Source organism: Emticicia sp. TH156, assembly GCF_002855535.1.
In the GTDB taxonomy this organism is placed as follows: Bacteria; Bacteroidota; Bacteroidia; order Cytophagales; family Spirosomataceae; genus Emticicia; species Emticicia fluvialis.
This window is the reverse complement of record NZ_PKRS01000011.1, coordinates 166,813-193,721: the sequence shown is the minus strand read 5'-3', so window position 1 is coordinate 193,721 and position 26,909 is coordinate 166,813. Positions and strand designations below refer to the sequence as shown.

General features: G+C 42.7%; 24 protein-coding genes and 1 tRNA gene. 12 read left to right on the top strand and 13 right to left on the bottom strand.

Translation table 11 applies throughout. The annotated features are described in order from the left end of the window. Positions 1–61: 61 nt before the first annotated feature. The 5 genes from C0V77_RS19820 to C0V77_RS19800 all read right to left on the bottom strand — a co-directional run bounded on the left by C0V77_RS19820 (position 62) and on the right by C0V77_RS19800 (position 8,951). Positions 62–1,720: a serine hydrolase gene (locus C0V77_RS19820; protein WP_101728116.1), complete on the bottom strand. Its 1,659-nt coding sequence runs from the start codon at positions 1,718–1,720 to the stop codon at positions 62–64. Positions 1,721–1,770: 50 nt separating this feature from the next. Then, complete coding sequence (locus C0V77_RS19815; protein WP_101728115.1) at positions 1,771–2,979, bottom strand: AraC family transcriptional regulator; 1,209 nt, start codon at positions 2,977–2,979, stop codon at positions 1,771–1,773. 194 nt (positions 2,980–3,173) lie between these two features. After that, the gene (locus C0V77_RS19810) at positions 3,174–6,857 is read right to left on the bottom strand and encodes a PVC-type heme-binding CxxCH protein (protein WP_101728114.1); all 3,684 of its coding nucleotides are present in this window, start codon (positions 6,855–6,857) and stop codon (positions 3,174–3,176) included. An 84-nt stretch (positions 6,858–6,941) separates the two neighbouring features. Then, entirely contained in the window at positions 6,942–8,066 is a 1,125-nt protein-coding gene (locus C0V77_RS19805; protein ID WP_101728113.1) for a Gfo/Idh/MocA family protein, read from the bottom strand. 69 nt (positions 8,067–8,135) lie between these two features. Beyond that, positions 8,136–8,951 (bottom strand): sugar phosphate isomerase/epimerase, encoded by an 816-nt coding sequence (locus tag C0V77_RS19800; protein ID WP_229236333.1) that lies wholly within the window; start codon positions 8,949–8,951, stop codon positions 8,136–8,138. A 154-nt stretch (positions 8,952–9,105) separates the two neighbouring features. Between C0V77_RS19800 and C0V77_RS19795 the strand changes: the two genes are divergently transcribed. After that, positions 9,106–9,981: an AraC family transcriptional regulator gene (locus C0V77_RS19795; RefSeq protein ID WP_101728111.1), complete on the top strand. Its 876-nt coding sequence runs from the start codon at positions 9,106–9,108 to the stop codon at positions 9,979–9,981. Between the two features lie 43 nt (positions 9,982–10,024). Here the strand turns inward: C0V77_RS19795 and C0V77_RS19790 are convergent, their stop codons facing one another. Continuing rightward, positions 10,025–10,423 (bottom strand): hypothetical protein, encoded by a 399-nt coding sequence (locus C0V77_RS19790; protein WP_101728110.1) that lies wholly within the window; start codon positions 10,421–10,423, stop codon positions 10,025–10,027. Between the two features lie 136 nt (positions 10,424–10,559). Here C0V77_RS19790 and C0V77_RS19785 point away from each other — a divergent pair, with 136 nt between their 5' ends. The 4 genes from C0V77_RS19785 (at position 10,560) to gmk (ending at position 13,427) form a co-directional block, all read left to right on the top strand. Then, positions 10,560–11,435 carry a winged helix-turn-helix domain-containing protein gene (locus C0V77_RS19785; protein WP_101728109.1) on the top strand — a complete coding sequence of 292 codons (876 nt, stop codon included), beginning with the start codon at positions 10,560–10,562 and terminating at the stop codon, positions 11,433–11,435. A gap of 233 nt (positions 11,436–11,668) precedes the next feature. Next, entirely contained in the window at positions 11,669–12,280 is a 612-nt protein-coding gene (locus C0V77_RS19780) for a sigma-70 family RNA polymerase sigma factor (protein ID WP_101728108.1), read from the top strand. A 134-nt stretch (positions 12,281–12,414) separates the two neighbouring features. Continuing rightward, complete coding sequence (locus tag C0V77_RS19775) at positions 12,415–12,711, top strand: hypothetical protein (protein WP_101728107.1); 297 nt, start codon at positions 12,415–12,417, stop codon at positions 12,709–12,711. A 113-nt stretch (positions 12,712–12,824) separates the two neighbouring features. Next, positions 12,825–13,427 (top strand): guanylate kinase, encoded by a 603-nt coding sequence (gmk, locus tag C0V77_RS19770; protein ID WP_101728106.1) that lies wholly within the window; start codon positions 12,825–12,827, stop codon positions 13,425–13,427. 68 nt (positions 13,428–13,495) lie between these two features. On the opposite strand, the gene purH is transcribed toward gmk, so the two are convergent. The 4 genes from purH to C0V77_RS19750 all read right to left on the bottom strand — a co-directional run bounded on the left by purH (position 13,496) and on the right by C0V77_RS19750 (position 19,253). Next, positions 13,496–15,016: a bifunctional phosphoribosylaminoimidazolecarboxamide formyltransferase/IMP cyclohydrolase gene (purH, locus tag C0V77_RS19765; RefSeq protein ID WP_101728105.1), complete on the bottom strand. Its 1,521-nt coding sequence runs from the start codon at positions 15,014–15,016 to the stop codon at positions 13,496–13,498. Between the two features lie 253 nt (positions 15,017–15,269). Beyond that, positions 15,270–15,821 (bottom strand): cob(I)yrinic acid a,c-diamide adenosyltransferase, encoded by a 552-nt coding sequence (locus C0V77_RS19760; protein WP_101728104.1) that lies wholly within the window; start codon positions 15,819–15,821, stop codon positions 15,270–15,272. Next, positions 15,818–18,277: a hypothetical protein gene (locus tag C0V77_RS19755; RefSeq protein WP_143706139.1), complete on the bottom strand. Its 2,460-nt coding sequence runs from the start codon at positions 18,275–18,277 to the stop codon at positions 15,818–15,820. Before C0V77_RS19755 ends, C0V77_RS19760 begins: the two co-directional genes overlap by 4 nt. Further along, positions 18,231–19,253, bottom strand: a complete 1,023-nt coding sequence (locus C0V77_RS19750; protein ID WP_101728102.1) for a hypothetical protein — start codon at positions 19,251–19,253, stop codon at positions 18,231–18,233. The genes C0V77_RS19755 and C0V77_RS19750 overlap by 47 nt, the downstream gene beginning before the upstream one ends. Positions 19,254–19,431: 178 nt before the next feature. Between C0V77_RS19750 and C0V77_RS19745 the strand changes: the two genes are divergently transcribed. From C0V77_RS19745 to nusG, 7 genes are all read left to right on the top strand, one after another. Further along, complete coding sequence (locus C0V77_RS19745) at positions 19,432–19,938, top strand: hypothetical protein (RefSeq protein WP_101728101.1); 507 nt, start codon at positions 19,432–19,434, stop codon at positions 19,936–19,938. Next, the gene (locus C0V77_RS19740; RefSeq protein WP_310587054.1) at positions 19,939–21,156 is read left to right on the top strand and encodes an S-adenosylmethionine:tRNA ribosyltransferase-isomerase; all 1,218 of its coding nucleotides are present in this window, start codon (positions 19,939–19,941) and stop codon (positions 21,154–21,156) included. Positions 21,157–21,221: 65 nt separating this feature from the next. Then, positions 21,222–21,923 carry a porin family protein gene (locus C0V77_RS19735; RefSeq protein WP_101728100.1) on the top strand — a complete coding sequence of 234 codons (702 nt, stop codon included), beginning with the start codon at positions 21,222–21,224 and terminating at the stop codon, positions 21,921–21,923. Between the two features lie 140 nt (positions 21,924–22,063). Continuing rightward, on the top strand, positions 22,064–23,383 hold the full coding sequence (gene tyrS, locus C0V77_RS19730) for a tyrosine--tRNA ligase (RefSeq protein ID WP_101728099.1): 1,320 nt from the start codon (positions 22,064–22,066) through the stop codon (positions 23,381–23,383). Positions 23,384–23,513: 130 nt separating this feature from the next. Continuing rightward, a tRNA-Trp gene (locus C0V77_RS19725) sits at positions 23,514–23,584 on the top strand. Between the two features lie 25 nt (positions 23,585–23,609). Next, on the top strand, positions 23,610–23,792 hold the full coding sequence (gene secE / locus C0V77_RS19720) for a preprotein translocase subunit SecE (RefSeq protein WP_101728098.1): 183 nt from the start codon (positions 23,610–23,612) through the stop codon (positions 23,790–23,792). 21 nt (positions 23,793–23,813) lie between these two features. Continuing rightward, positions 23,814–24,365 carry a transcription termination/antitermination protein NusG gene (nusG, locus tag C0V77_RS19715; RefSeq protein WP_101728097.1) on the top strand — a complete coding sequence of 184 codons (552 nt, stop codon included), beginning with the start codon at positions 23,814–23,816 and terminating at the stop codon, positions 24,363–24,365. A 73-nt stretch (positions 24,366–24,438) separates the two neighbouring features. Here the strand turns inward: nusG and C0V77_RS19710 are convergent, their stop codons facing one another. The 3 genes from C0V77_RS19710 to C0V77_RS19700 all read right to left on the bottom strand — a co-directional run bounded on the left by C0V77_RS19710 (position 24,439) and on the right by C0V77_RS19700 (position 26,883). Further along, positions 24,439–25,665, bottom strand: coding sequence for an RNA polymerase sigma factor (locus C0V77_RS19710; protein ID WP_101728096.1), 1,227 nt, complete (start codon positions 25,663–25,665; stop codon positions 24,439–24,441). A 47-nt stretch (positions 25,666–25,712) separates the two neighbouring features. Continuing rightward, positions 25,713–26,066: a YciI family protein gene (locus C0V77_RS19705; protein WP_101728095.1), complete on the bottom strand. Its 354-nt coding sequence runs from the start codon at positions 26,064–26,066 to the stop codon at positions 25,713–25,715. A gap of 118 nt (positions 26,067–26,184) precedes the next feature. Further along, entirely contained in the window at positions 26,185–26,883 is a 699-nt protein-coding gene (locus tag C0V77_RS19700; RefSeq protein WP_101728094.1) for a hypothetical protein, read from the bottom strand. Positions 26,884–26,909 lie beyond the last annotated feature (26 nt).

The window sequence follows — 26,909 nt, the reverse complement described above, 5'->3', positions numbered from 1 at the left end:
CTTCAAAGAGATTGTTAATCATAAGTTTGAAGCTAATTTTAATTCAACATAATTTAGCAAGTTACCTCACTCTAATGAATCTTACTTTTCTGAGGCGGTCTGAATCAATAAAAAGTTCTTCAACTATTTTTTGATCATCTTGTGCCAATTCCAGGCTGTAATTATCGGCTGATAATTTTGTAGGTGATACCAGAAAACCACTCCGGTTGTTTTTTCCAAACGAAAGATTGTACGTTTTATCTTTTTGATGCTTAAGCGTTAAGGTAACGTCAGTTTCTGCATTATAGAATATGCCGTTTAGCTTTTCATAATTGTAACCACTCCAGTTTGCATTTACTCTTTTAAGCGAATAAGGCGCATGTGTGGTGTAGTAAGCGGTAACCTCCATTTCATTTTGTGCATTGGGTTTAAATTCCAGCTTAAAGGCGGGGTCGTTCCATTGATGGAAAACGTTGGCAGATTCCCTCAACAAACGGGTATCGTTTCGGCCTGCTCTTAGTAAAAATAGCGAAGTATCTCGCATCTCAAATCGGAAAGTAAAATGGTTATCTGTCTGGTAAGCTCCCAATACTTCGTCTTGTGTCAGGTATTTTCCAGTATTTGCCGGTTTTGTCAGATAACTTTGATGGCCTGGTTCAATACCTAATAAAATATCTGCCATTTGCCTGCTTTGCATGGCTGGTATTGCCTTGCCACTGTTGGTGAGTGTTACAATTGATAGGTTTTCCTGAGGGAAACGCAGGGTGGTGGCTTTCCATGCGCCGGTGGCTCCTTCATGAAAACTATAGTCGAAATTTTTGTATTTCCCGAATTCCAGTCCAAAGCCATAGTTACGGATAGCTGACCCCTCAAGGGGTTGCTGGCTCTTTGAAATTAAATCGGCAGCAATATATCGGGTTTGTTTTTCTTGAATGATTTTCTCCCATTGCAACTGGTCTTCAAGTGTTGTAAAGATGTTACCATCTCCGGCAATGTCGCAGGTCCAATCATAGCCTGTCCAGGTGTTAAAATTAAAGTAGGGCTTTGCAACGGGCCCCTGAATATTTTTATAATCATCGTTAAAGCCGCTATTGGGCATCTTTAACTTCCGGAACAGGGTGTCGGTATATTGCCTGAAAGACGTTTGGGTTACCCGCCTGATTATTTCGGCCAGCAAAATATAGTTTGTATTGCTGTACAGATGTTGGGTTCCCGGCGCAAAGTTCAACTCTTTCTGATTTTTTATCAGGTTCAAAGCATCTGTGTTACTGAATGTCTGTTTCCACCATGTGATGCCTTTTAAGGACCATAAGTCGTACACATCTCTGATGCCACTGCTATGATTCAGCAGGTTTTCTATACTGATTGTAAACCCGGCGTCTTTATAGATTTCTGGCAGGTATTTTCTGATATCATCTTTTAGGTTCAACCTTTGCTCTTTGGCAAGGGTATGTATAGCCAATGCAGTAAATTGTTTACCATTGGAGGCAATATTGAAACGTGATTGCGGGCCGATTAAGAGGCTGTCGGTGAGGTTGGCGTAGCCGGCGTATTTAATGTATATGATCTTTCCGTTTTTTATAATGCCGGTTGCGATACCGGGGCCTCCTGGTACTACGTCTTGCAAGGCTAGGGAATCGAGCACTTTCTTTATTGATGCCTGAGAGACCTCCTGTGCCTGTAATTGAATACCTGCAATTGCTACAGAAACAAAAAACAGTAATAAGCGTTTGATTTTCATTGAGTTTTTTTAGCAAAAGTCTGTTAAAATCTGAGAGGTATCGCTTCAAATCATGATTTGATACCATTTTGCTGCTTTATTTTTTCAAGATAGGCTTTGGGTGTTAAAGAGGTGTACTTCTTAAAGGCTCTGTTGAAAGTTGACTTTGAATTAAAGCCGCTGTCTAATGCGATACCCAACAAAGTGATGAGGCTGGGTTTATCTGATTGCAAAATTCTGATTACCTCCTGCGTGCGATAATGATTTACAAAGTCATTGAAGTTTAGCCCGAATCCCTGATTAATTATCTGCGATACTCTCTTACTTTGCATGCCCAGATGATTTGCCAGGTCGGTTAATGTTAATTCAGGATTTTTGAAAAGGTGGTCAATTATCATGGCCCGCTCAATTTCAGTTTTTAATAATTCAAATTCTTTTGTGTCAACTGCATTTAACTGCGCTTTGGTATCAGGCCCGTCTGTGGCATTTTGCTGTTGGGTATCATCCTGGCCTTCATAAAACAGATTGGAATGGTTTAACCCTGTAACACTTTGGAAATAATTAGAGTAGCCACTAATTGAGATATAATAAAACAGAATAGAAAAGCAAAGGTAGTACCAGAATTTGTTGCCAAAATTATTCCATTCGGGGTTTAAGACAAAAAATAACGTTCTTAAAACCACAAGAATCAGCATGGCCGACAGGAATTGTTTTACCCACGCAAACAGGATTTTGTCAGCAAAGCTCACAGTCTGATACGTAAGGGTTTTATAACGGTTGTATATACGCAGACTTAAAATCAGATAAAAGAACATAGACAGAAACCCAAGTGCCTGATACCAGCCTGCAAAGTCTTTGTCGCGGCCATCCTGATGGAAATAGTTGTTTTGCAAAACTATTTTATCAACCAGCCAGACAAAAAGCGTGTTGACCAGATAAAGCGAGGCGGGTAAAAAATGGAGGTAATCTTTTTTAGAAAAACTAAAGGAGGTGTCTAGCAAAGACTTAGTATAAAAATATAAAACAGGTGGGAGTAAGAATAGTTGCTGAAACGGAAAGTAGAACAAAAACTCGCGGTAGGGGTTACGCCCATACCAGCCGGCGTACCCACACATAAATGGTACAATATACAATGTGCTTAAAAATACCAAAGCGCTTAGCCAAATGTTTGATTTGTTCTCTTTCAATAGGCCTTTCAATAGTAACAAAACTGTGTAGACCAGACCATGAAAGAAAAAGACAAATAATAAAGTGCTTTTGAGGTTGAAGTTAAATACCATTCTGTTTATATAAAAGGCCTGTACCTGGTCAAATACTGCATCCTAAGATAACATAAAAAAGGCTATTCAGGAAATGCATTATTTAATTTCAATGGTTGCCGCTGCCTAAAACAAAACAGCTTCTCAATCGAGAAGCTGTTTGTGAAGGTAATTACAATCTATTGTACGTGTTTCTTTATGTTTAAGTAGTTTTATTACTTCACTACTTTCATTGTTCCGAACATTAATCGCCAGTGGCCGGGGAATGTACACACAAACGGGTAGTTACCTGCTTCAGCCGGAGCTGTGAATTTCAGACGATAGGTTTCGTTCGGATTCACCAATGGTGTTGCAGCAATTACCTGCGGTATGCCGGGTACATAGTTTTTCTCGGCACCGTCTTTCTGGGTAATCATTTTATCGGCTGCGTTTCCAATTATCTCCATACTTTTCTGCTTGCCAATTACAATGTTGTGTTGCATGGCATCAGGGTTTTCAAACACCAGCACCACAGGTTTACCGGCTTTAACGGTAAATTCCTTTTTGTCAAACTTCATTTCTTCTTTTACAGACTTGATGTTGATAACAATGGCGTCTTTATCGTCGTCGGCATTGGCACTTTTCAGTCCCCATGCTACCATTAGCTTATTCAGCCTTTCTGCATTTGTTTCGGTCAGTTTGCTGTTCAAAGAGGCTATGAATCGGGCATTCTCTGCATTCAGTGTTCCTTTTCTGCGAGGGTTCCAGCCGTTCGAAATACCTTTCAGCAAGGCAACGTTTTCGGTAGCGGGTAGTTTATCATAGTATTTCAACAGGCTTGCCAGGGTGTCTGCAGGCATTACCGAGGCATAACTTCTGGCGGCTCTTTCAAGCGCAAATGTGGCTAATTTCTGTGCCTGTTGCACCGTAATCTTCTTGCTGTAATAATTATTTTTCTCATTGTTTTCTTCTATTTTGTTTTCATAGTCAACCATGATATTGAAGGTATAATCACCTGGGATATCATTAGAGAAATAGAAGTCGCCAGACCAGGGCCCATTCGTGTTTTTAGAAATGGTTACTGTTTCGCCCGGGGCTATTCCGGTGTTATGCACCATGCTCCATACGGTAAATTTCTGGTCCATACCGGCAATGTCAATCCGAAGTGTTACCACGTTGGCTTTCTTTACTGAGTCTTTTCCGTTGTTTTTCACCTCTACAAAGTAACGCATACCTTCGCGCACATAAGGAGACGACGGTTCGGTACGTACATTTGAAATCAGCAAATCAACACCGGCTGAAGGAGCAGGAAGCGCTTTTGGTGCTTCTTTTGGGGCTGAAGTACCATGGTTCATGGCCGAGTGGTCATGGGTCATAGGCGCTGCAGTTTTGGCTCCAGCCATTTTATTCAGGTGTTTTTTCATTAACGCCGATTTATGGCTTGTTAATGCAACTGCAAAAGCATCAGGCAGCCAGCGGTCAGTGCTTTCGGTGGCTTGCTCCATACGGTTAAGCAAAGCTTGTTCAGAAGCAGCCGTAAGCGGCATTTCGCTAAGTGCTAGAATGGCGTTTAATACCACTAATGGTTCTTTGCTGTTTAGCAGGTCATTTTGTAAGATAACATCAACCGAGCTTTTGGTAATTGGTAACACCTGAATGGCATTTTTCTGCACTGCCCAAGACGGATGCTTCAATGCACTGATAACCGCTTGCAGCGCTTGCGGGTTGCTTTCTATTGCACCCAGGCCTTTCAAGGTCCAGATGGCATGAATAGCCGCAGTGTTAAGGCCGATTTCATCTACTGACTGGTCTTTTACCAGGGCAATTAAAGCCGGAACCACATCTGTTTTTCCGCGTTCAACCAATAATCTCTGTGCATGGCTTCTCCAGAACATATTATCGTTTTTCAGCGTTGCCAGCAGCTCGTCAGGGCGGTCTTTACTTAAAGCCAAAGGTGTATAAGCAGGGGCGTCTTTCCAGCCTACTCTATATATACGGCCATGTGTGAAATCACGCAGGTTGGTTTCATAGGCGTTACCCGGCCCGTTATCAAAGCCTTTAGGGGTTGGGTTATGCTGAATAATATAGCTATACCAGTCTGCTACCCAAACGGCGCCGTCTGGGCCAACTTCGGCAAATACAGGCGCAAACCATTCGTCGGCACCGGCCATCAGGTTAAACGATTCCTTGTCGTCATAGTTAGTCCCTTTTTTCTCCATCAGATTCTGATGCACCACGTGGCCGGTTGGTTCGGTTACAAAGGCAATCTGGTTCCAGTATTTCTTAGGGTAGGCCCTTGCCGTATAAAAATTATGACCTGCCGCGGCGGTGAATCCACCAAAAACATCTACCTGCCTTACTTTTTCAGTAATGGGCTTCATGTCTTTGTGCGTATCTGTTGAGCGGCTTCCGTTGTCTGAGTTGAAACCCGGATTGAGAAAGTTACGATGCGGGATAGCCATATACCAACCATGCGAGTTATTAGCCGTTGACCCGAAAACGTCTCCGGCTTCATTAAAGCCCATACCCCAGGTATTGTTTGAGGTGCTGGTCATCCATTCAATTTTTGAGCCATCAGGCTTAAATCTGAACAATGCCTGCCAGAATTTTACGCTATCGCTATTGGCAACGGGTTTACCTGCAAAACCCGAATACCCTACGCTACCCCAAATCCAGTTATCAAAACCATAATGCAGGTTAGATGGCCCGGCATGGGTATCGCCGGTTCCAAAACCAGAGAACAATATCTTTTTCTCGTCGGCTTTTCCATCGCCGTCGGTATCTTTCAGAAACAACATATGTGGCGCCTGAGAAACGATCAGCCCACCATTGGCAAACACCATCCCGGTAGGAATACTAAGGCCATCGGCAAAACGCGTAAATTTATCGGCCTTGCCATCTTTGTCGGTGTCTTCACAAATCAGAATGTAGTCGCTTCCGCCGCTATCTTTTCTTTCGTTGGGGTAATCTTTGGTAATGAGTACATATAAACGACCTTTTTCATCCCACGACATCGCAATGGGGTGTTGTACATTGGGTTCTGCGGCAAATAAATCCAGCGTGAAATCGGCCGGCACCTGAATGTGCTTCATTGATTCGCCAGGCGGCAGGGGCAATTGTTGCATTGGCACACCGGGGCGTTTTTCATAGTTTGGCAGATTGGCCTCTCTGTATTCAAAAGGTTTCGGGTTCAGAGCCGCATGGGCTGAGCGGGCGTTTTCGTCAACTGCCCATACGATGGCATTATAAAGCAATTGCTGAAAAGCCCTGTTGCTCCAGGTGTTGTTATCGTGCCCGTAAGCAGTATAAAACACACGGCCTTTACCATAAGTGCGGGTCCAGGTATAAGGCTCAATATTGGTTTCTGGTCTGTCGCTTTTTTGATCGGCCTTTATTTCTCTTACCTGCAATACGTTGTTGTCTGGTTGCAAATGGCTGTGCAGGTAGGTTTCGTCATAAGCCTTGATTGCCGGTAAATCTTTTACAATGAGATGCGTAGGTAAAACTGTCTGCACCTGAATGGTATCCATCTTGTGTCGCCAGAATTGCCCGCCTACCATTTTAACGTACTCAGGCGAATTACGGAAACAGAATGAGGCGCAATGGATAGGCAGAATACCCTTGCCTGAAGCCACGTAGTCTAACAGGGCTTTTTCGGCAGCGGGTGTAATTTCGTCCCAGTTGGCGTAAATCATCAGCGCATCATACTTAGCCAGATTGGCCGGGTTGATGTCTTCCAGATGGTCGGTATAAGTAAAATTAACACCTTTTGCGCCTAATGCGGCCATTAGCGTAGGGAGTCTTTCTATGGGTTTATGATGCCCGTTGTCGCCCAGAAAAAGAATTTCCAGTCGGCGGGCTTTTTGTGCCTGAACGCCTTGCCAAAGCAGAAACATCAGGAATATGAGTGTTTTTTTCATAAGTATAAAAATAAAGCAGGGCAATGAATATTGAATAGACCTACAAGTGTTCGGGGCAGTATTAGCCTGCCCCGAATGATATAATTAAGCATTGGTGAAGTCTGGCAGGTACATAATTTTACCACCCTGCATGGCAGACTCGTGTGCCAGAATACCTACGCTTGTCCAGTTGGCAGACTGTGCGGCATTCGGGAACGGCTCACGGTCTTCAACAAGCGCCATTACAAACTCATTAGCCAGGTGCGGGTGTGACCCTCCATGACCGGAACCCTGCGTAAACGACAAGTGGTTGTTTTCACCCAGATCATACACACCTTTGGTTGTAAACTGCTGAATGCCTTCGGGCAATAACTCTGCGTAGTCTTTCACCGTTACTTTTTCCGGAATTTCGTGTTCAGGTTTTTTAGCGGTGTGTATTACGTGTTGTTCGTCTTCAATCAGCGCCCACTCAAAAGATTTTTTCGAGCCGTACACCTCAAAGCTTTCGCGGTACTGACGCGCAACATCAAATAGTGAACGATACACATACGCGCTCAGGTCGCTGTCTTTAAATTTGATATGTGCTGACTCAACCGCAAAAGGTGAATTGTGAATTTGCGCCAGTTCTTCACGAATAGTGCCTGAACCAAAACAAGAAACATATTCGGCTTCCAGTTTCAGCAAGCCAGCTACCGGGCCTACGCAGTGGGTAGCATAGTGCATTGGGGGTAAGCCGGGCCAGTAATCTGGCCAGCCGTCCATATCCTGTTGGTGGCTCGCTTTCAGGAACTGTACTTTACCCAGTTCGCCTTTTTCGTATAATTCTTTCACAAACAAAAACTCGCGGGCATAAACCACGGTTTCCATCATCATATATTTTTTGCCTGTTTCTTTTACTGCTTTCACAATGGCCATACAGTCTTCTACCGAAGTAGCCATGGGTACTGTACAAGCGACGTGCTTGCCTGCATACAGGGCTTTCAGGCTTTGCTCGGCGTGATTAGGGATAGGCGAATTGATATGCACTGCATCTACATCCGGGTCTTTCAGTAGCTCCTCATAGTCTGAGTAGCGCTTTTCTATGCCGAAGGCATCTCCGATCTGATTCAGTTTTTCTACGTTACGTTGGCAGATGGCATACATATTGGTATGCGGATGGCGCTGATAGATAGGGATGAACTCAGCCCCAAAGCCAAGGCCGACGATAGCAATATTGATTTTCTTTGACATGGTTTAATTGTTTTTAGGTTCGGGTTAAATCCATTCTGAGTGTGCATGGCACACGCGCTTTACGGGATTTCAGCCAATACTATTTTTTAAAAAACTAAGACTATCTTTCATTAATTGTGTTTCTGAGTCAAACATTTTACGCCAGATATTGGCCACTGCCAGTCTCTGGCTAAAGGCTTCTACCGACAGCCATCCGTCATACTTGATTTCTTCCACCGCCATAAAAACCTCTTCCCAGTTTACGTTTCCTTTGCCTACGGTGCTTCGGTCGTTTTCTGAAACCTGTATATGCACCAGGTGCCTGGATAATTTTCTGATGGCATCGCCCAGATTTTTTTCTTCAATGTTGGCATGGAAGGTATCGAACATTATTTTGCAGGCCGGGTGGTCTACGTCTTCAACCAGTTTAATTAGCTCGTCGGTTGATGACACCAGATAACTTTCAAACCTGTTCAGGTACTCAAGGCCTAAGGTAATGCCCAGGCTATCGGCATAATCGGCCAGTTCTTGCAGGTTTTCAACTGCCCAGCGCCATTCCTGCTCGGTTGGTGGCTGGCCGGTAAATTGTCCGAGGGCGGAGTGATAGGGCCCATTAAGCAAATTGGCGCCTAAAACCATGGCACAGTCAACAGCTCTTTTATTACGTTCAAGCGTGGCTTTACGCATGGCAGGGTCGGGGCTTATCTGGTTAAAGTCCGGGCCACAGATCGTTACCGCAATTCTGTCCAGTTCAAGCTCGTCCAGTTTTGCGCGCCAGGTGTACCAGTGCGATGGGTCTGTATCAAAAATGGGTACTTCAACGCCATCAAACCCCAAAGTTTTTATTTCTTCCAATACCGGAAAAAGACTCTCGTTTATTTCTGTTCCCCACAAAAGGAGATTCATCCCAAACTTCATGCTGATTTTTTTATTTTTTCACATTACAAAACTATCTTAAAAAAGTACAAAATAATGAGCCTAATTTTACTAATGATGACTGTATTTTGACATTAATTGTTTTTATTGTTAAATTTAATGCTAAAATTCAGAATAGTTAAAAATGAAGCCAATCCTAAAAAAGTCAGTAGACAGTGTTGTTTATTCTTTTACCTTAAAAGAACTGGTAGAGCCGCATTTTGACCCCAACTGGCATTTTCATCCGCATTATCAGTTGTTTACTGTGCTGGAAGGCAGCGGTACAAGATTTATTGGTGATAACATCCGCCATTTTGAAGCAGGCGATACCGTTTTTTTAGGGCCGAATATTCCGCATCTCTGGCAAAGCGACCGGGTGTATTTTGACCATAACTCGGGTTTACAAACGCATGGTATAGTAATTTATTTTACCGAGGATTTTCTGGGCGACGGTTTCTTTGAAAAAAGCGAAATGCACCCCCTGAAGCAATTGCTTGAAAAAGGAGAACGCGGGCTTGATATTTTTGGGGGTACCCGAGATTACATCAGGCATGAGCTGCAAAACCTGCACCAATATGAGGGCTTTGAGCGGGTATTGAAGTTTCTGGCGATGCTGCACGAGTTGTCGCAGTCTAACGAGTGTAGTTATATTGCCAGTTTTGGATATGTAAATACACATAAGGTTTCGGAAACCGAACGCATGCAAAAAGTGCATGAGTATGTAATGAAACACTTTAAGGAAGAAGTAAGATTGAGCGAACTTGCCTCGCTGGTGAGTATGAGCGAATCGGCCTTTTGCAGGTACTTTAAGAGCCGCACTAACAAAACTTTCTTCGATTTCATAGCCGAAATCCGTATAGGCCATGCCTGCAAGTTGCTGCATGAAGGCAGCCTGAATATTACACAGGTGGCTTATGAAAGTGGTTATAATACCATTTCTAACTTTAATCGTCAATTTAAAGATATTACCGGTAAAACACCTTTTATGTACCAGAAAGAGTACATAAAAGGTATCAGGTAATTTGGCTTAACCAATTTGCGGGTTAAGCAGCTTTATTATTTTTTTATTTCACCAATATTTCATTATGCGGCAAGGCATATTGTTTGTCTAGTGTCAGCAATACTATCTGATCGCCTTTTTTGCAACCTGATAATACTTTCTGCACATCTACTTTCATAAAATCTTCTTTTGAAAACAAGGTGATGGTCCGTGTTTCTTTTTCTTTAATGGCCACCTTAAATGGTATTGGGTTTACTGGTTTAATTTCAGTAGCCGACAGGCTCAAGGTATTCACTGTCAGTTCTCCTTTGGCATCAATAGCTATTTCATTTTTATAGCCTGTTTTGGTATACTGGTCTACCACCATTTTATTGCCAAGAAAAGCTGCCGAGCAAATCTGCTGACTAAATGCACTTGCTGCCAGTGCACAACAAAAGAATGCGGTTGCAAAGAGTTTTTTCATAATTGTTTTTTTTGAATGTATATTGACCCAAATGTAACTTACTGGCCACAGGCAGAAGTAAAATGAATGTAAAAAAGTGTAAATTGTATGTAATTCTGTTAAATCTGATTCATCTTTACTCTACTTTTGTCTGATTATGAAACCAAAAATATACATCACCTGCCTGGCCATACTGGCGGCTTTAGCGCTTTCGGCAGGCACATGGTCTGTTGACGATTCAAGTGGATTTCTTGAAAAGAGAGCCATACTGGTTGTGCGCGAAATAGGCCACAAGCTTTTGCTGCATGCCGGAGACTCTACCTCAACCATACTACCTGTTAAAAAGGTAGGCGAAAGAGTCTTTCAACTCGAATTTCAGAGCAAATTTTCATTTGTTCCGGATACCCTCATAAAGATTGTGCATGAGCGGCTGGCCAATGCCCAGCTACCGCTTGATTACATGGTTAATGTTTACAGCTGCAATAAGCCTGATGTTATATTCGGATACGAGGTAAGAGCCAAACAAACTGACGTAATGCCCTGCCTTGGACGTAGACAAACAACCGACTGTTACCAGATTCAGATTGAGTTTACAGGCGATTATCAGAAAACCCTGGGCATGAATGTATGGTGGGCAGTAGGGTTTATTTTAACAGGTGGAACACTTTTTTCAATTTTCAGCGCAAGATTGTTCCGGTCGGTTAAGAAAAATACAAAAGTGGCCGACAGCCCCTTTGTAATGGTGGGCGGTTTCTACTTTTATCCGGAAAGAACCTTGCTGGTGAAAGGAAAAGAAGAGGTGGAGCTATCAGACAAAGAAGCCAGACTGCTGAGCATTTTTGCTGCTAACCAGAATCAGGTGGTTGAAAGAGAAAAACTTTTAAAAGAAGTTTGGGAAGACGAAGGCGTATATGTAGTGGGCAGAAGCCTGGACGTGTTTGTTTCTAAACTAAGAAAAAAACTGCAGGCAGATGAAAGCATCAGGATCACGAGTATTCACGGGAAGGGCTATAAACTTGAAGTTTCTGCCTGATTTTTCCGGGTATTCAATGTGCCTGAGTGCTAAGCCGGCAGGTGAATTATCATTGTAAATATCCTTTCGTACTGTCAAATCTTCCATCGGCGTAATTTTCGTTTTCATGGAATATTATTATTTTTTTCTTGCTAAAACTCTTAACTTTACCGAAATTATGGAGGAGTATACATTTGAGCTAGTACAATGCCTATAAATAGCTGTTTGTAGGTTTTTTTAAAGCCATTAAGCTTATGGAAGAAGAAATAATTGAAATAGAAAGATATTCAGAAAAAGAAAAGTACGCGGTCTTTGATAAGGAATTTATGCCTCATATTGACTCGATGTACAATTTCGCCTTCAGACTTACCAACGACGAAGACGATGCCAATGACCTTGTACAGGATACCTATCTGAAGGCATTCAGGTTTATCAATTCATTTGAGCGTGGAACTAATGCAAAAGCATGGTTGTTTAGAATACTGAAAAACAGTTTCATAAACGACTACCGCAAGAAAAGCAAGGAGCCGTCAAAAGTTGATTATCAGGACGTTGAAACTACCTATAATTCGGTAGAAGATGCCGAAATGGATGCCACAACCGACCTGCGAACCGAGACTGTTCAGGATATGATTGGCGACGAGGTGGCTAATGCATTAAACAGCCTGCCCGTTGATTTTCGTACGGTAATTATCCTTTGCGATATTGAAGGGTTTACGTATGAAGAAATGGCAAAAATTTTGGATATACCTATCGGAACGGTTAGGTCAAGATTACACAGAGCAAGGAATTTGTTGAAAGAGAAGCTGAAAAGCTACGCCTCATCTATGGGCTATAAGACCGATGAAATGGCAGAGCAGGATTAAGCAGACGGTCTTGAATTAGACTTTATCAAGAATTAGAAACTATCGATAATTAGTGTGGATGGCCAAAGGCCTGAAACAATAAAAAAAACATTAATTGAGAGGGCGCAGAGTGGAGTCCCCTAAACATTATACCAATGAAACATAGGTGTGAAAATCATCAGAAGTGTATGCAAATGATACAGGCTGTACTTGATGGGTCGGCATCAGAGGCTGAGCTAGAGCATTTTAAGTTACACATGGACGATTGTATGCCCTGCATAGAGGGTTATAAATTGGAGAAGAGTATCAAAGACGCACTTCAATTAAAGATGGAAAAGAAATGCTGCCCGCAGTCGACGGTTGTAGATATAAGAGCAAAAGTAGGACTGGGATTATTGATATTAGTGTTTTTGTTTGCCGAAGTAAAACTGTATCATTTGTTGTTTAGTTGATGATTTCGCTATCTTTGCAAAATATTCAGCCATCAGGTTTAAAAGCCTGATGGCTTTTTTAATAATTCATTTCAGCTACCCACCTTGTTTGGGCAAGGTAAAAAACACTCTCAATGAAAGGTAAAGCCATTATTTTTTGCGCTCCGTCCGGCTCCGGAAAAACTACCATTGTTAAGCACCTGCTTGATAAATACGCAAACCTCGGGTTTTCTATTTCGGCCTGCACAAGAGATAAGCGCGGCAGAAACGAAGAAAACGGAAAAGACTATTATTTCCTGACAATACACGATTTTAAGGAAAAAATTGACAACGAAGCATTTATTGAATGGGAAGAGGTGTATCCGGGTGCGTACTATGGCACCTTGAAGTCGGAGATTGAACGGATGTGGGCAGAAGGCAAAAACGTAATTTTTGATGTAGACGTAAAAGGTGGGTTGAATCTGAAAAAGTATTTTGGTGATAATGCCCTGGCTATTTATGTAAAGGTGCCGTCAATGGAAGAACTGGAGAAGCGTTTAAGAAACAGAGGTACTGATAGTGAAGACAGTATTTCTAGACGCTTGTATAAGATGAAGTTTGAGATGGAGTTTCAGAACCGCTTTGACGTGATATTGCTGAACGATGATATTGAGACTTCGTGGCAAAAAGCAGAAGAACTCTACGAAAGTTTTGTAAGAAATGAATTGAAGATAGAGCAGAAACCTCTTGAAATATAAAGAAGACTTAAAAAAATATTGTGCCACGGTTTTGCTCTGATGAGCGCAGCCGTGGCACCATTGTTTTATTAATGTAGGAAGTGTCTCACGCCGGTTAATACCATTGCCACCCCATTTTTATTACAGAAATCAATAGAATCCTGGTCACGGATAGAGCCTCCCGGCTGAACTACCGCATTTATGCCTGCTTCATGGGCAATCTCCACACAGTCTGGGAAAGGGAAAAAGGCTTCAGAGGCCATTGCTGCCCCTGTTAAATCAAATCCAAATGTTTTGGCTTTGTCAATGGCTTGCTTCAGGGCATCAACGCGCGAAGTTTGCCCCACACCACATGCCAGTAACTGACCGTCTTTTGCCAGCACCACATTATTTGATTTCAGGTGTTTGCATATTTTCAAAGCAAACTCTAGCGCTTTTACCTCGCTTTCAGTCGGCGCTTTTTCGGTAGCTACCTTAAAGTCTTTACCAGTTTCAATGGCGTTGTCTTTGTCTTGCTCTAACACACCATTCAACAAAGTGCGGAATTGTTTTTTACTTAATTCAACCGGTTTTCTGATAAGCAATCGGCGGTCTTTTTTCTTTTTTAGTATGGCCAGCGCGTCGTCATCGAACGATGGCGCAATTAAAATCTCGAAAAACAGCTTATGCAATTCTTCTGCTGTGGCAAGGTCAACGTTGGCATTGGTAATAATAACACCACCAAAAGCCGAAACGGGGTCACAAGCCAGTGCATTTACATAAGCCTGATGCGCCGAAGGGGCAGACGCCACACCGCAGGCATTGTTATGTTTAATAATTACAAAAGAGGTTTCTTCAAACTCATCAATCAGTCTTACGCAAGCCTCTACGTCCATCAGGTTATTGTATGATAATTCCTTGCCGTGTATCTGCTCAAACATTTTATCCAGATCACCGTAGAATGTAGCCGCCTGATGCGGGTTTTCGCCATAGCGTAGTTCTTTCTTTGGTAATGCTGCAAAATTTTGCACACTGGTGTAAACATCATTGGCAAAGTAAGCATGAATAGCTGTGTCATATTGCGAACTCATGGCAAAACCTTCCTTGGCATAGCGGCGGCGGTCTTCCAGGTCAGTGCCGCAATCTTTGGCTTGCAGAATAGTGAAGACGTCGTCGTACTGGTTACGAGACGAAACAATCAGTACGTCTTTAAAATTTTTGGCAGCGCCGCGTATCAACGATATACCACCGATATCTATTTTCTCGATAATGTCTTCTTCTCCGGCACCAGAAGCCACCGTTTCCTGAAACGGATATAAATCTACAATCACTAAATCAATTGACGGAATTTCAAATTGAGCCGCTGTCTGAACGTCTCCTTCGTTGTCTCTGCGATACAGAATGCCACCAAAAACCTTTGGATGAAGGGTTTTTACACGCCCACCAAAAATAGAGGGGTAACTGGTGAGGTCTTCTACGGCTGTAACCGGTATGCCCAGGTCTTCAATGAAACTTTGGGTGCCGCCCGTTGAGAAAATCTGAACATTGTGTTCGTGCAATAATTTTACTATTTTATCTAAGCCGTCTTTGTAGTAAACCGAAATAAGGGCCGATTGTATTTTCTTAGCCATTTTGGATTGTTTTGCTATTAAAGGTACGAAATTCTATGGACAGGTGCGTCCATAGAATATGGTTGTAAAAACGAAAGTGCAAAATTAGTGCTTTTTTGTAATACGTCAGCATTTTTAGGTAAACATTCAAAAATGCCGGGTATTAAACCCAGAAACATGGTTTCAGAAGATTTTGAGTAGTATGGGTCAGTTAATTATTGGTTGGCACATCGCAAAAAAATACAAATTTTATTTAACTGTAATAGAGCCTGTATTAGAGCCGGGGTTTCCAGGTTATTTCTTCGCTGCCTAGTTCCTGTGTCATTTTGCGCGATAACACGAACAGATAATCAGACAGCCGATTCAGGTATTTTACAACCATCGGGTTTACCTCTTCTTCTTCTGCCAAACGAATCACCAGCCTTTCGGCTCTGCGGCACACGGTACGCCCCAGGTGTGCATAAGATACCGACTGATGCCCTCCGGGCAGAACAAAGGCACGTAAAGGGGGTAATTCGGCATCCATTTTATCCATTTCTTTTTCCAGGAGTGTAATGTCTTCATCAAACAGGCTGGGTATTGGTTTTTTTCTTAATTCTTCCGGCTCTGAGGCCAAATCAGCGCCGATAGTAAAAAGCCTGTCCTGAATTTCTTTCAGAACATCCCGTCTTGGTTCGTTCACGGGTTGGTCTCTTATCAGGCCTATCCATGAGTTCAACTCGTCTATTGTACCGTAAGATTCAATCTTCAGCGCACCTTTGCTAACCCTGCGGCCACCTACAAGTGCGGTGGTACCTTTATCACCAGTTTTGGTATATATTTTCATTTGCCTGTTAAAAAGTCTTTATAAGTACTACACTCTTCAATTAACCGAGTGGCGTAGTCAGTGCCCTGATATTTTGTTTTAAGTAGATTAAAATAAGTAGCGTATTTTTCTCTTCTCAGGTTTTCCAGCGTCTTGTTTATTTCCAATTCTTTTTTGGCGCGTTCATCATCGGGCAGCAGATAAAGTCCATCATACAGTCCATTATAGGCCAGCTCATAGCTGATTTTCTGACAAGCTGCTGCCAGATAACAGGCCCTTGCTGCGGCATCCTGACTAGGGGCGGTTTGCATGGCTTTATCGAAATAAGCAAGTGCTTTTGCAGATGTGTAATAATCATCTTTCTCGTTTTTCTGCTCGCCACCGCTCCATCCCCGACGTTGCAGAATCCAGCTGTTGCCATAATAACCCATATTGTAACTGCCACAACCTAATAGCATCCAGCTTTGATAATCCTTAGGGTTTTTATTGACTTTTTCTTGCAATTCAGCCATACGGATGGCAAATGAAAGTGGCGTTACTTTCTGTTTAGGGTCGACATCACCCTGCCCGTCCAGATGAAACGGATTTACATCCAGATACGTCTTGAATGGCTCTGCCTGCCATGTTGCAGGCGATATATGTTTCCATGCCTCGGCTGCTTTGGCATACTGATGTTCTGCCAGTGCTCTTCTGCCCAAGACTGTGTATAGGTAATCATTATTAAGAGCCGTGAGTTTTATCAGTCGCGTATCAAAATCATCCGCATTCTTGTCACTGAAATAACTGATTACTTGGTATATAGTAGCCGAAGACGTGGAGTCTTCAATAACATACTGGTCGGCATTGCTTGCAAAATAGGCTGTTCCAAAGTTTTCATCGCTTTGTTTCGAATAGCCTAACTGGGATGAGGTAAGCATTGATAAAAGGAAGGCTTTAGCAATGCCATCAGGTGATGATTGCAGCTCCTTATCTTTTTTGCCAAAACAACCTGCAAACCAGCCCAACGGTTTGCTTGCTTTGGGTTTAGCAGCAACTAGTACTGATTTAGAGCCGTTGCCCTCTGCAAATTCATCGGGTGCGGGCTGGCCGCGATATTTAGCTGCAAGTATCCGGCAGGCGGCGTTAAAGTTATTAGCTACCCTGAAATTACGCGAGTTGGAGAAGCGTTCCAGCAGGGGTATCACCTTACTTTCAATTTCGGGTGTTATCTGTTCTGTTTCGCTCACCAGTAATATCAGTTCCTGCAGAGCTATCTGGTCTTGCAGGGCTTTATTGGTAGTAGGTATGGCTTTTGCTTTTTGCAATAAGTCAGCTGCTTTTTTGTAGTCTCTGGCAATAAATGTGAGATAAGCGGCCGATGTATACCAAAAAGGCGATGTTTTTAAAGTGGGATTTTCGGCCGATTCTAATGAGAAATTTAATAACTTATTGAAATACTCCGGAGCATCGGTTTTCAGATTAGCTTTTTTCAGAGAATCCAGATCCCAGTACGCATATTTCAGGTCTTCGCGTGTATTAAAAAAGAAGTCCTCATTTTTATTGATTTCACGCGCCATTACAAATTCAAGTAAGGGACCGTTGGCATTCAGGTCTCTGATTTGTTCCATCATCGGCAGGCCATCCTGAAATGGCAGCACAGCAGTGGCGGCATATATATTGGCTCGTTCGGCATCGGTTTTGCAAAGTTTCAATGCCTCGTCTTTCAGCTTGGGCAGATACATTCTCAGGCTCAGATACGCCTCTTTGCGGCGAGTAGGGGCATTAACAAAAATCTGAGAGAAATGGTAATATGCCTGTGTTGAGTCGCCGGCATGCACATAAGCCCCGGCCATGCGCGCACAGGCCCAATCGCTGATGAATGTCTTTGTCGGCAAAGATTTTACTAAAGAATTGTAAAAGTCAATGCTTTGTTGGGGCTTACCGGCCATATCGGCAACTTTTACAGCCTGGTAGGCTAGCCGTTCTTTTATAAAGGCATCTGTGCTTTGGTTGTATTCAGACTTTATCAGATTTAACCAGGCCTCAAAGTCGGGTTTAGTGGCGGTTCCGCCTGCTTCTGTAGCGCCGTCAGCAACAGCTATTTTTTTTGAAAACTCCAGATATTGTAGTGCATGTAAATTACCTTTTTCCTTAAGCGCCCGGCTTAAGCCTGTAGTAGTTTTGCTGCCATATCTCGGGTAAAGCTCTTCCGTTACAATGCTATCTTCAATGCCAGCGTAATTGGCCCATGCTTTGGAATTGGCAGCCTCGGCAGGGTCTGTTGGTGAGTCAGCATACAAATCAGAATCATCATACAAAAACTGAGGGGTAAAGTTGTAGGGATGGAATGCGGCCTCATTGCGGGCGCTTTCGGGCATGAAGAAACTCTTGAACTCGTTGTAGTCGAAGGGTTGAGGCCCACAGGCCATTAATAGTAAAATAATGACAGATTTAGTCCGGTAACCCAAACGAAAGAAAGATCTGGCAGAGCTGCTCATGGCTGTAATGAGATGTAATTTCAGGATCTAAATAATAGAATACAAATGTAAGTTTTTGTGTGGAAATTTGCTTGCTTATTGCCTTCGAACCTTTCAAAAGTTCGTCATAAGTTACCTCTTCTGTTCGTATCAGGTCGCCTTTACGTAACGACATACCAAAGGCATAAGTATCAGTTTCTACATAATATCGGTTGCCGTCTTTTCTTAAAAAAGTTTGCCTGTTTAGCGTGGCTTGGTCCAGCTTATTAACAACTGTCATGAAGCGATTGTTTCGATAAAAAACGGCCCATCTGAATATCGGGAAGGCAACATCCAGCGCCAGCGGATATTTGCTGAGCGTGGCTGTGTACTGCGAAGCCGCGTTGAGGTCAAAAATAGAGTTTTTGATTTTGGGGTTTTTCCAGTCAGACATATTGTAAAACATCAACATGCCTCTGTCAACAGGCGGGATACCCGTTTTGTGCGCAAACTTGATTTGGTGTAAGCGTATAGTGGCCGAGAGGATTTTATCCGGGTTTTGTTGCTTCAGTAATTCAAGTAAGCGAAAATATTTCTGCCTGGTGCTGATAGTCCAGTCGCAATCAATCTGTATTTCATTAAAATACAGACCCGACCATACCTTCATCAACTGAGTTTGCATAAAGTCTGCCAGGTTCTTTATATCGGCATACGCTAATTGTTTCAGGGTCTGGTTGGTAATAAAAATGGTAGGGGCCAGCGTAATGGTTTTAGGAGGCAGCTCAACAAACTGCACAGGGGCTTTTGTGGCAGGCGCATTGGCTTTAAAATTCCAGTCTACATCAAAGGCTTTCATGTAGAGTTTGTTGATATGGCAGGCATCAAGTGTTTTTTTGTCGGCTTCGGTCAATTTAAAAGACGATTTCCAGTAATAAAACCCTCTGGTCAGGTCTTTGGGTGGTGTATCTGTTCTGCAGGCCTGAATAAGCAGAACAATCAAAAACAAGTAAAATCGCATAAACAGGTGCCCACTTAAAAGTTTGTCAAATATACAAAGGGGTAGAATGAAAAAAGTTTTTTTGAGAAAAATCTAAATCTGTAATGTACCTTTGCCATTAAAATTGGTCGTGCTACCCGATGCGTTTGTTTTAGAAAGTGATTTACAGAGTAGCCTGTAAATCAAAAATTCCCTTCTGATGTCTGTATCAAATATATTTTTCAGCTTGTGGCGTAAAGTATCTATGCCATTTTTAGCTATTACGTTAATTGTTTGTTATTTTACTTTTCCTGATGACGTAGCCGTTCATCATACATCATCCGGCAGGCCTGATGACTTCATCAGCAAGCAAGATTTCTTTTATATCGCTTTTGGTACCATCATTGTATTTAATTTTCTGCTGAATCTGCTCAAAAGCCAGGTACTTAGGCTGAATTTTGCTCAGCTAAACCAGAAAAGCCTGTGGGCCAAAAATACAGATGCGTTGAGACAGTTGCTAACCACCTGGTTTGATGTTTTTATAGCGGTTATTAATACCTATATGATTTTCTTTTTGCTGGCGCTGAACCGTGTGAATCGCTCGGAAGACCAGAAACTGGATATTAATTACGATTGGTTTGTTTTGGCTGGTGCAGTTATTCTGCTTGTGGTTATATTTTATCTGCCCGTTAAATTATTGTACACCAATCCTGAAACAAAGGAATAAGTGTTGCCCAGAGATTCGGAAAGTATGATAACCCTTGATTTAGATAAATATACGTATCATCTGCCAGATGAGCGAATCGCCCGGTTTCCGGTTGAACCCCGTGACGTGTCTAAACTACTGGTTTACAAAGACTCTTTAATAAACGAAGACCGTTTCTATAACCTGGCAGGACACCTGCCGAAAGAATCTTTTCTGGTTTTCAACAACACGAAGGTGATTCCGGCTAGGCTTTATTTTCAAAAAGAAAGCGGAGCGTTGATTGAGATTTTTCTGTTGAATCCTGTTGCACCTTCCACGGTCATATCGCAGATAATGGAAACGCGTGATACCTGTACATGGGCCTGCATGATTGGTAATAAGAAAAGGCTGAAGGGCAGGCTGGTGGGTAAATACAGCGTTCATACTACAGATGACCTGGAACTGGTAGCAGAACTGGTTGACAACGAAAAAAACTACGTGCAGTTTACGTGGAATAACCCTGAACTGACCTTCGCAGAGATTGTTCGGTTTTTTGGCCAGATTCCGTTGCCACCTTACCTGAAACGAGATACCGAAGAGAAGGATTACGATACCTATCAGACCGTTTATTCTAAAAACGACGGTGCCGTGGCTGCGCCCACAGCTGGGCTGCATTTTACCGAAAAAGTGTTGTTCGACCTGGTTACTAATGATATTGAATACGATTTCATTACCCTGCACGTAGGGGCAGGGACGTTTCAGCCCATTAAGGTGCAGAATGTAGTAGAACACCAGATGCACTCTGAGCAGATTGTGTTTGAAAAAGACTTTATAAAAAAGCTGCTTGCCAATAGGGCATTTGTGATACCAGTGGGCACAACCTCTATGAGGTCGCTTGAAAGCCTGTACTGGTTTGGCGTAAAACTGTTGGAAGGGGATGAGACTTTCTTTATTGAAAAGCTGTTTCCGTATCAATGGCAGAACGAAGTCGGCATTGAGGCATCGTTGCAGGCTGTGCTGAACTACATGGACCTGAAAAACATAGAACAACTGATTGGCGAAACCGAGATTTTCATTTTTCCGGGCTATCAGTTCAGAATCTGTAAAGGAATTATTACCAATTTTCATCAGCCAGACTCAACCCTTATTCTGCTTGTAGCGGCCTTGGTAGGCGATAACTGGAGAACAATCTATGATTTTGCACTTGAAAATAACTTTCGTTTTCTCAGTTATGGTGATTCTTCGCTACTGATTCCGTAATTTTGCCAATCAAATTTCGTTATGGTTTAAAACCGCTATTCTAAAAATATCTTTAATATCCGCTGATGGAACAAATACACAGTCAAAAGCAATCAAAAAATACACTTACAGTAGGTCTCACTTCGCTGCTTCTTATCGTTAGTTTGCTATCATCTGCCCAGATACGGCCATTGAGCCAGTATGGCTTTAAAGTGGGTACGGGTATATCGAAAACAATTATTGTTGATAACCCCAGTAATATTATACCCAAGTTCAGAAATGACTACAATGCGGGTTTGTTCTATCGTCTTAATCTGAAGAAATTCAGTATCCAGCCAGAAGTATATTATCAGGTAAGAGGGGGCAGCTTTAAGGCATCTACCAATTTTGCCGAAACCGGCAATACCATTTTACGTAATCAGTACCGCTACATTAGCGTACCTGTGTTATTTGGTTATGAGGTAGCCAAAAATATTTCAATTGTGGCAGGGCCAGAGTACGGCTATGCCATAAATGCCGGAACCAGCCGGGGGCCGTATAACCAGCATGACCTGAACGTGGTAGGTGGCCTGCGAATTGATATGCTGGATGTGGCTCATTTGTTTAGTATTAATATCCGGTATGTTCATGGTTTATCTAATACAACCAATAAAACTTACACCCCGACTGGCAAGGCCCCGATACCTTTGGAATTCCAGAACAGAACGCTTCAAATTTCGGCAACTTATAATTTCAGTGATTATTTCAACTGGTGGAGGAAACACGGCGACAAGAAAAAAAAGAAATAAATTTAGTAACGATGATTTGTTAAATCGTTTGTAAGTTTGCAACAGAAATAAGTGCCACGCCCCGCAAAGCGTGGCACGCTTATTAAATATACGTTTAAAATTTCCCGCCACTTGCGGGCGTGCCGACGAATCGGTTGAGTATGAATTTTATTGAAGAATTACGCTGGCGTGGTATGTTGCAAGACGCCATGCCGGGCACAGAAGACCAGCTGAACAAAGAAATGACCGCCGGGTATATCGGGTTTGACCCAACGGCCAGGTCGTTACATATAGGTAATCTGGCAACTGTTATGTTGTTGAAACATTTTCAGCTGGCAGGCCACAAACCTTATGCACTGGTAGGCGGAGCAACCGGAATGGTAGGTGACCCCTCAGGTAAATCGGCCGAGCGTCAGTTTTTGTCAGAAGCAACACTGAAAGAAAACCAGGATGCCATTCGTGCGCAATTGTCTAAATTTCTGGATTTTGATTGTGGGGTAAACTCGGCCGAGATAGTAAATAACTACGACTGGTTTAAGGAAATAGGCTTTTTGCAGTTTCTGCGCGAAGTAGGCAAGTATCTGACGGTTAATTACATGATGTCTAAAGACTCTGTAAAAAACCGTTTGCAAACCGGTATTTCGTTCACCGAGTTTTCATATCAGTTGTTGCAGGGTTACGATTACTACTGGCTATATAAAAATAAAGGCGTACGTATTCAGATGGGCGGTTCTGACCAGTGGGGTAATATCACAACCGGTACAGAGCTTATCAGAAGAAAAGAATCGGCCATTACCGGCGAAGATAACAGCGAGGATGCGGCAGATTATCAGGCATTTGCACTGACTACCCCATTAGTAACCAAAGCAGACGGAACCAAGTTTGGTAAGTCTGAAGGTGGCAACGTATGGTTAGATGCGGGCATGACCTCGCCTTATGCTTTCTACCAGTTCTGGCTTAACCAGAACGACGCCGATGTGCCGCGTTTATTGCGGGTATTTACTTTATACTCAAAAGCTGAAATTGAAGAGATTGAAAAGCAGCATGCCGAAGCGCCGCATCTGAGATTTGCCCAGAAGGCCTTAGGTAAAGATGTAACCATTCGGGTACACGGTGAAGCGCAATATGAGCTGGCCGTGAAGGCGTCGGAGGTTTTATTTGGAAAAGCTACCCTTGAAACCCTGCAAAGTCTGGACGAAAATACCTTTACCAGTGTTTTTGAAGGTGTGCCTCAAACTGAAATCAGTAAAGAAGAGTGGGATACCTGCACCAACGTGCTTGATTTGATATCGTCAGTAACCCGCAATGAAGTATATGCCTCTAAAGGCGAAGCCCGCAGAGCCATTCAGGGTAACGGGGTGAGCATTAATAAAGAGAAAATTACCGACGAGAAACTGGCGTTATCGTCTTTGCAATTACTGCAGGGCAAATATCTGCTGGTAGGGAAGGGCAAGAAGAATCATATTGTGAAAATAAGCTGATACCGGCAGACGCCGGTTGATGCAGCAAATAAAAATATTACCAAAGATTATTAGTTATTTTATTGATTGATTTGGCAAGAATAAAAAAACTATCTATCTTTGCAACCCCAAAGGATTTTTGGTAATATACACGGGCATAGTATAAGGGTAGTACGAGGGTCTCCAAAACCTTTGGTCTGGGTTCGAATCCTGGTGCCCGTGCAAGTAAAAAGAACATAAAAATTTTATGGTAGAATTTTTCAAAAACTCTTGGGTAGAAGTAACCAAAGAGGTAACCTGGCCAAAGTGGAGTGAGCTGCAATCAAGTGCTACACTTGTATTGGTGGCATCAATTATTTTTGCTTTGGTTGTGGGTGTTATTGATTTTTTGATTGAGAACGGTCTCCGTTTGTTTTATCAATCAGTGTAAAACCTTAAATTTTTGCTAACGATGAGCGAAATTAATTGGTATGTTGTAAGAGCAGTTTCGGGGCAGGAGAAGAAGATTAAGTCCTACATCGAGAATGAAGCCATTCGTCGCAAATTAAGTGATCTGGTTCCTACAATTTTAATTCCGTCGGAAAAAATAACCGAAGTACGTAACGGTAAAAAACGTGTACGTGAGAAAAGTTATTTTCCGGGCTATATTCTTGTGAATGCCGACCTGAACAATGGTGAGGTATTACACATGATTAAAAGTATGCCGGGTGTGATTGGCTTTCTTGGCCGTAACAACGGTACCTCAATGACTCCGGAGCCTCTCCGTCAGTCAGAAATTAACCGTATCTTAGGTGTACAGGAAGAGGTTATAGGTGAGGTGATTTCTCCAACATTAACGTTTACAAAAGGCGAGAATGTGAAAGTTATCGACGGACCATTCAGTGGTTTCGACGGTACTGTGGAAGAAATCAACGAAGACAAGAAAAAACTAAGCGTAAGCGTAAAGATTTTCGGTCGCAGTACTCCTGTAGAACTTGGTTACGTACAAGTAGAAAAGATGTAATACAAGATATTATTCGCACAAAAGTCCCTTCTGCGCAAGTAGAAGGGACTTTTGTTTTTAGGTTCTACCTGGCTCATAAAGCTTCTATCTGTCGCTTTATTACCTGTTTGTCAGCCTGTGTTTTGGCTAATTGATACGCGTACTCAAAGTGTTTTCTGGCTTTAGCTGTGTCGGTATCTTTGTATAACTCACCCAAAAGGGTAAAGTAATAGGGGTTATCGGGCAGATTCAATTTCCCGGCCTCGATAATAGCTTTTGCTTTGCCATGCACCTTATAGAACGCAAAGGTGCGGTTCAATGCCGCTATGGGCGAGTATTCCAGCATCAGAAGCTGGTTGTAAAGCCTTAGTATTTGCTCCCATTTCTCAAAAGTATCGGCTTTAAAGGTATGCCAGTAGGCAATGCCTGCTTCCAGATGATATCTGGACACCTGATGGCCTTTTCTAGCCAGGTGCAGGTAATACATTCCCTTTTCAATCAATTCTTTGTTCCATAGACTCTCATCCTGTTCCTGGTATAGAATTATTTCTCCGTTTGCATTTTTACGCGCCTCAAACCTTGAGGCATGAAAACACATCAATGATAGCAAGGCGTTTGCCTCCGGTTTGTTAGTGGTTTCATTCTCAATGAGCATATAGGTAAGCCGCATGGCTTCCAGGCAAAGGTCATTGCGGAGTATAGCATTCTGGCTTTCGGAATAATAACCTTCATTAAAGAGCAGATACAGGGTGCGCAGCACAGCATTTAACCGGCTGGGTATCTCAGTTTCAGGCGGAAACTCAATGGCTACTTTTTCGGTTCGCAGTTTCTCCTTTGCTCTGTAAAGCCGTTTATTGATGGTTTCTTTATTAGTCAGAAAAGCCGTGGCTATTTCATCTATCCCAAAACCGCAAAGAACGCGCAATGCCAGCCCTATCTGCGCTTCAATAGCAATAGAGGGGTGGCACACAGCAAAGAGCATCTGAAGCTGACTGTCTGTCATGTTTTTGTCTGACAGGTCAATATCTACCTCCTGGCTCCCGGTTTCTTCTGATGAAACCATAGGCCCCACTTTTTCATTAAAAATCTGATTACGGGCCATGGTATTCCTGGCCTTGTTTTTAGCAACCGCATAGAGCCAGGCGGTAGGGTTGGGCGGGATGCCCCGGTAAGGCCATGTTTCAAAGGCCAGCAGAAAGGTATCACCGGCTATGTCTTCGGCGGTTTCAATATGTGCTATACCCATCAGTTTTGACAACACCACGGTTATCTTCCTGAACTCGGTTCTGAACAAATGTGGTATGAGTTCCTGATGCTGCATAGGGTTTGGGTGAGCCCTTACCTATACGGGAAGGGCTACGCTGATTTTTAATGAACACCATCACCTTTAGCCACCTTTCTTACTTCTACGGTGTTGCCTTCTCCCTGCAAAACAGGGCATCCTTTAGCAAATTCAACGGCTTCGTCTATCGATTCGGCTTTTACAATAATGTACCCACCGAGTGTTTCTTTTATGTCACCAAACGGGCCATTGGTTACTAGGTTGTTATGATGTACTACTCTGGCGTGGTCGTGAGGCAAGCCATTGCCACCTACAAATTTGTTCTGAGCCGCAATGCCGCCAATCCAGTCCATAGTTTGTTTCATCCAAACCTGCATTTGTTCGGGAGATGCCACCTTGCTGCCATCTTCATGTCTGAAAATCAATAGGTATTCGTCCATTTTTTTAAGCGTTTAATGGTTTTGAAATGTTTTCAATAACATATCAATTGAGTTGAAGCGGATTGGACAGGGCAATCGAAAATTAACATAAAAATACCAATGCTTGTCATGGAAGCCATTAATCTTTCACAATCCTTAACTTAGAAGCATTCTGCTGGCTGAGTGTTATGTATGTAAGGTTGACAGCTGTGAGCCTTAATTCTGTTTGCACACGTGCCAGACAGGTAAGTGCACTTGATTTATTGATGCGCGCAAAAACATGGTTAAAAGAACAGCTTGGGTCTAGCACATAATTACAGGCCTTATTGGTTGTGAGTGTAAGATTCTCAATTTCACAGCTAACAAAGCGGATATAACTGCTCCGGCTATTGACTGTAAGTCTATTGGTAGCAAAGTCTGAGAAGATGGTCTGGGTGGCTTCGCCCCAGTAAGATTGCAAATCGGGCGAATGCAGGTAAATCTGTCTTTGTATGGGCTTTTCTTTGGTTGATTTGGGAGTTTTAAGGGTGTGTATAATCAGCGTATCGCCTGTGTAAGTTATTTCAACATATTTCATAAAATTGCGGTGCATTTCAATATATGATTTCCGGTCGGCCTCCAGATACACTTTCACAGGGCCAAGGTCGCAATTAACTACTACATGTTTAAAGGGTCTCAAAACTATTTTTTTGAAAGGGGGCTGCTGAGCCAGAGAGTCATATTCGGCAAGGCCTTCAACTTCTTTTACGTTTTTGGGGAGGCTGAAATAATGCCAGATGCCACTTGCCATAACAACCAATACCACAATACTAATAAACCACCTGCGCTTGTTTACCATTTTTAAATTATTAACTGAGACCAGAA

Excerpts from the sequence above, each read along its gene's own strand:
- C0V77_RS19780 (WP_101728108.1), top strand. The coding sequence starts at position 11,669 with ATGGAAGAAGAAATAATTGAAATAGAAAGATATTCAGAAAAAGAAAAG.
- C0V77_RS19760 (WP_101728104.1), bottom strand. The coding sequence starts at position 15,821 with ATGAAAATATATACCAAAACTGGTGATAAAGGTACCACCGCACTTGTA.
- C0V77_RS19800 (WP_229236333.1), bottom strand. The coding sequence starts at position 8,951 with ATGAATCTCCTTTTGTGGGGAACAGAAATAAACGAGAGTCTTTTTCCG.
- C0V77_RS19785 (WP_101728109.1), top strand. The coding sequence starts at position 10,560 with ATGAAACCAAAAATATACATCACCTGCCTGGCCATACTGGCGGCTTTA.
- C0V77_RS19805 (WP_101728113.1), bottom strand. The coding sequence starts at position 8,066 with ATGTCAAAGAAAATCAATATTGCTATCGTCGGCCTTGGCTTTGGGGCT.
- C0V77_RS19750 (WP_101728102.1), bottom strand. The coding sequence starts at position 19,253 with ATGCGATTTTACTTGTTTTTGATTGTTCTGCTTATTCAGGCCTGCAGA.
- tyrS (WP_101728099.1), top strand. The coding sequence starts at position 22,064 with ATGAATTTTATTGAAGAATTACGCTGGCGTGGTATGTTGCAAGACGCC.
- nusG (WP_101728097.1), top strand. The coding sequence starts at position 23,814 with ATGAGCGAAATTAATTGGTATGTTGTAAGAGCAGTTTCGGGGCAGGAG.
- C0V77_RS19705 (WP_101728095.1), bottom strand. The coding sequence starts at position 26,066 with ATGGACGAATACCTATTGATTTTCAGACATGAAGATGGCAGCAAGGTG.
- purH (WP_101728105.1), bottom strand. The coding sequence starts at position 15,016 with ATGGCTAAGAAAATACAATCGGCCCTTATTTCGGTTTACTACAAAGAC.
- secE (WP_101728098.1), top strand. The coding sequence starts at position 23,610 with ATGGTAGAATTTTTCAAAAACTCTTGGGTAGAAGTAACCAAAGAGGTA.
- C0V77_RS19820 (WP_101728116.1), bottom strand. The coding sequence starts at position 1,720 with ATGAAAATCAAACGCTTATTACTGTTTTTTGTTTCTGTAGCAATTGCA.
- C0V77_RS19745 (WP_101728101.1), top strand. The coding sequence starts at position 19,432 with ATGTCTGTATCAAATATATTTTTCAGCTTGTGGCGTAAAGTATCTATG.
- C0V77_RS19790 (WP_101728110.1), bottom strand. The coding sequence starts at position 10,423 with ATGAAAAAACTCTTTGCAACCGCATTCTTTTGTTGTGCACTGGCAGCA.
- C0V77_RS19755 (WP_143706139.1), bottom strand. The coding sequence starts at position 18,277 with ATGAGCAGCTCTGCCAGATCTTTCTTTCGTTTGGGTTACCGGACTAAA.
- C0V77_RS19710 (WP_101728096.1), bottom strand. The coding sequence starts at position 25,665 with ATGCAGCATCAGGAACTCATACCACATTTGTTCAGAACCGAGTTCAGG.
- gmk (WP_101728106.1), top strand. The coding sequence starts at position 12,825 with ATGAAAGGTAAAGCCATTATTTTTTGCGCTCCGTCCGGCTCCGGAAAA.
- C0V77_RS19735 (WP_101728100.1), top strand. The coding sequence starts at position 21,222 with ATGGAACAAATACACAGTCAAAAGCAATCAAAAAATACACTTACAGTA.
- C0V77_RS19810 (WP_101728114.1), bottom strand. The coding sequence starts at position 6,857 with ATGAAAAAAACACTCATATTCCTGATGTTTCTGCTTTGGCAAGGCGTT.
- C0V77_RS19700 (WP_101728094.1), bottom strand. The coding sequence starts at position 26,883 with ATGGTAAACAAGCGCAGGTGGTTTATTAGTATTGTGGTATTGGTTGTT.
- C0V77_RS19775 (WP_101728107.1), top strand. The coding sequence starts at position 12,415 with ATGAAACATAGGTGTGAAAATCATCAGAAGTGTATGCAAATGATACAG.
- C0V77_RS19795 (WP_101728111.1), top strand. The coding sequence starts at position 9,106 with ATGAAGCCAATCCTAAAAAAGTCAGTAGACAGTGTTGTTTATTCTTTT.
- C0V77_RS19815 (WP_101728115.1), bottom strand. The coding sequence starts at position 2,979 with ATGGTATTTAACTTCAACCTCAAAAGCACTTTATTATTTGTCTTTTTC.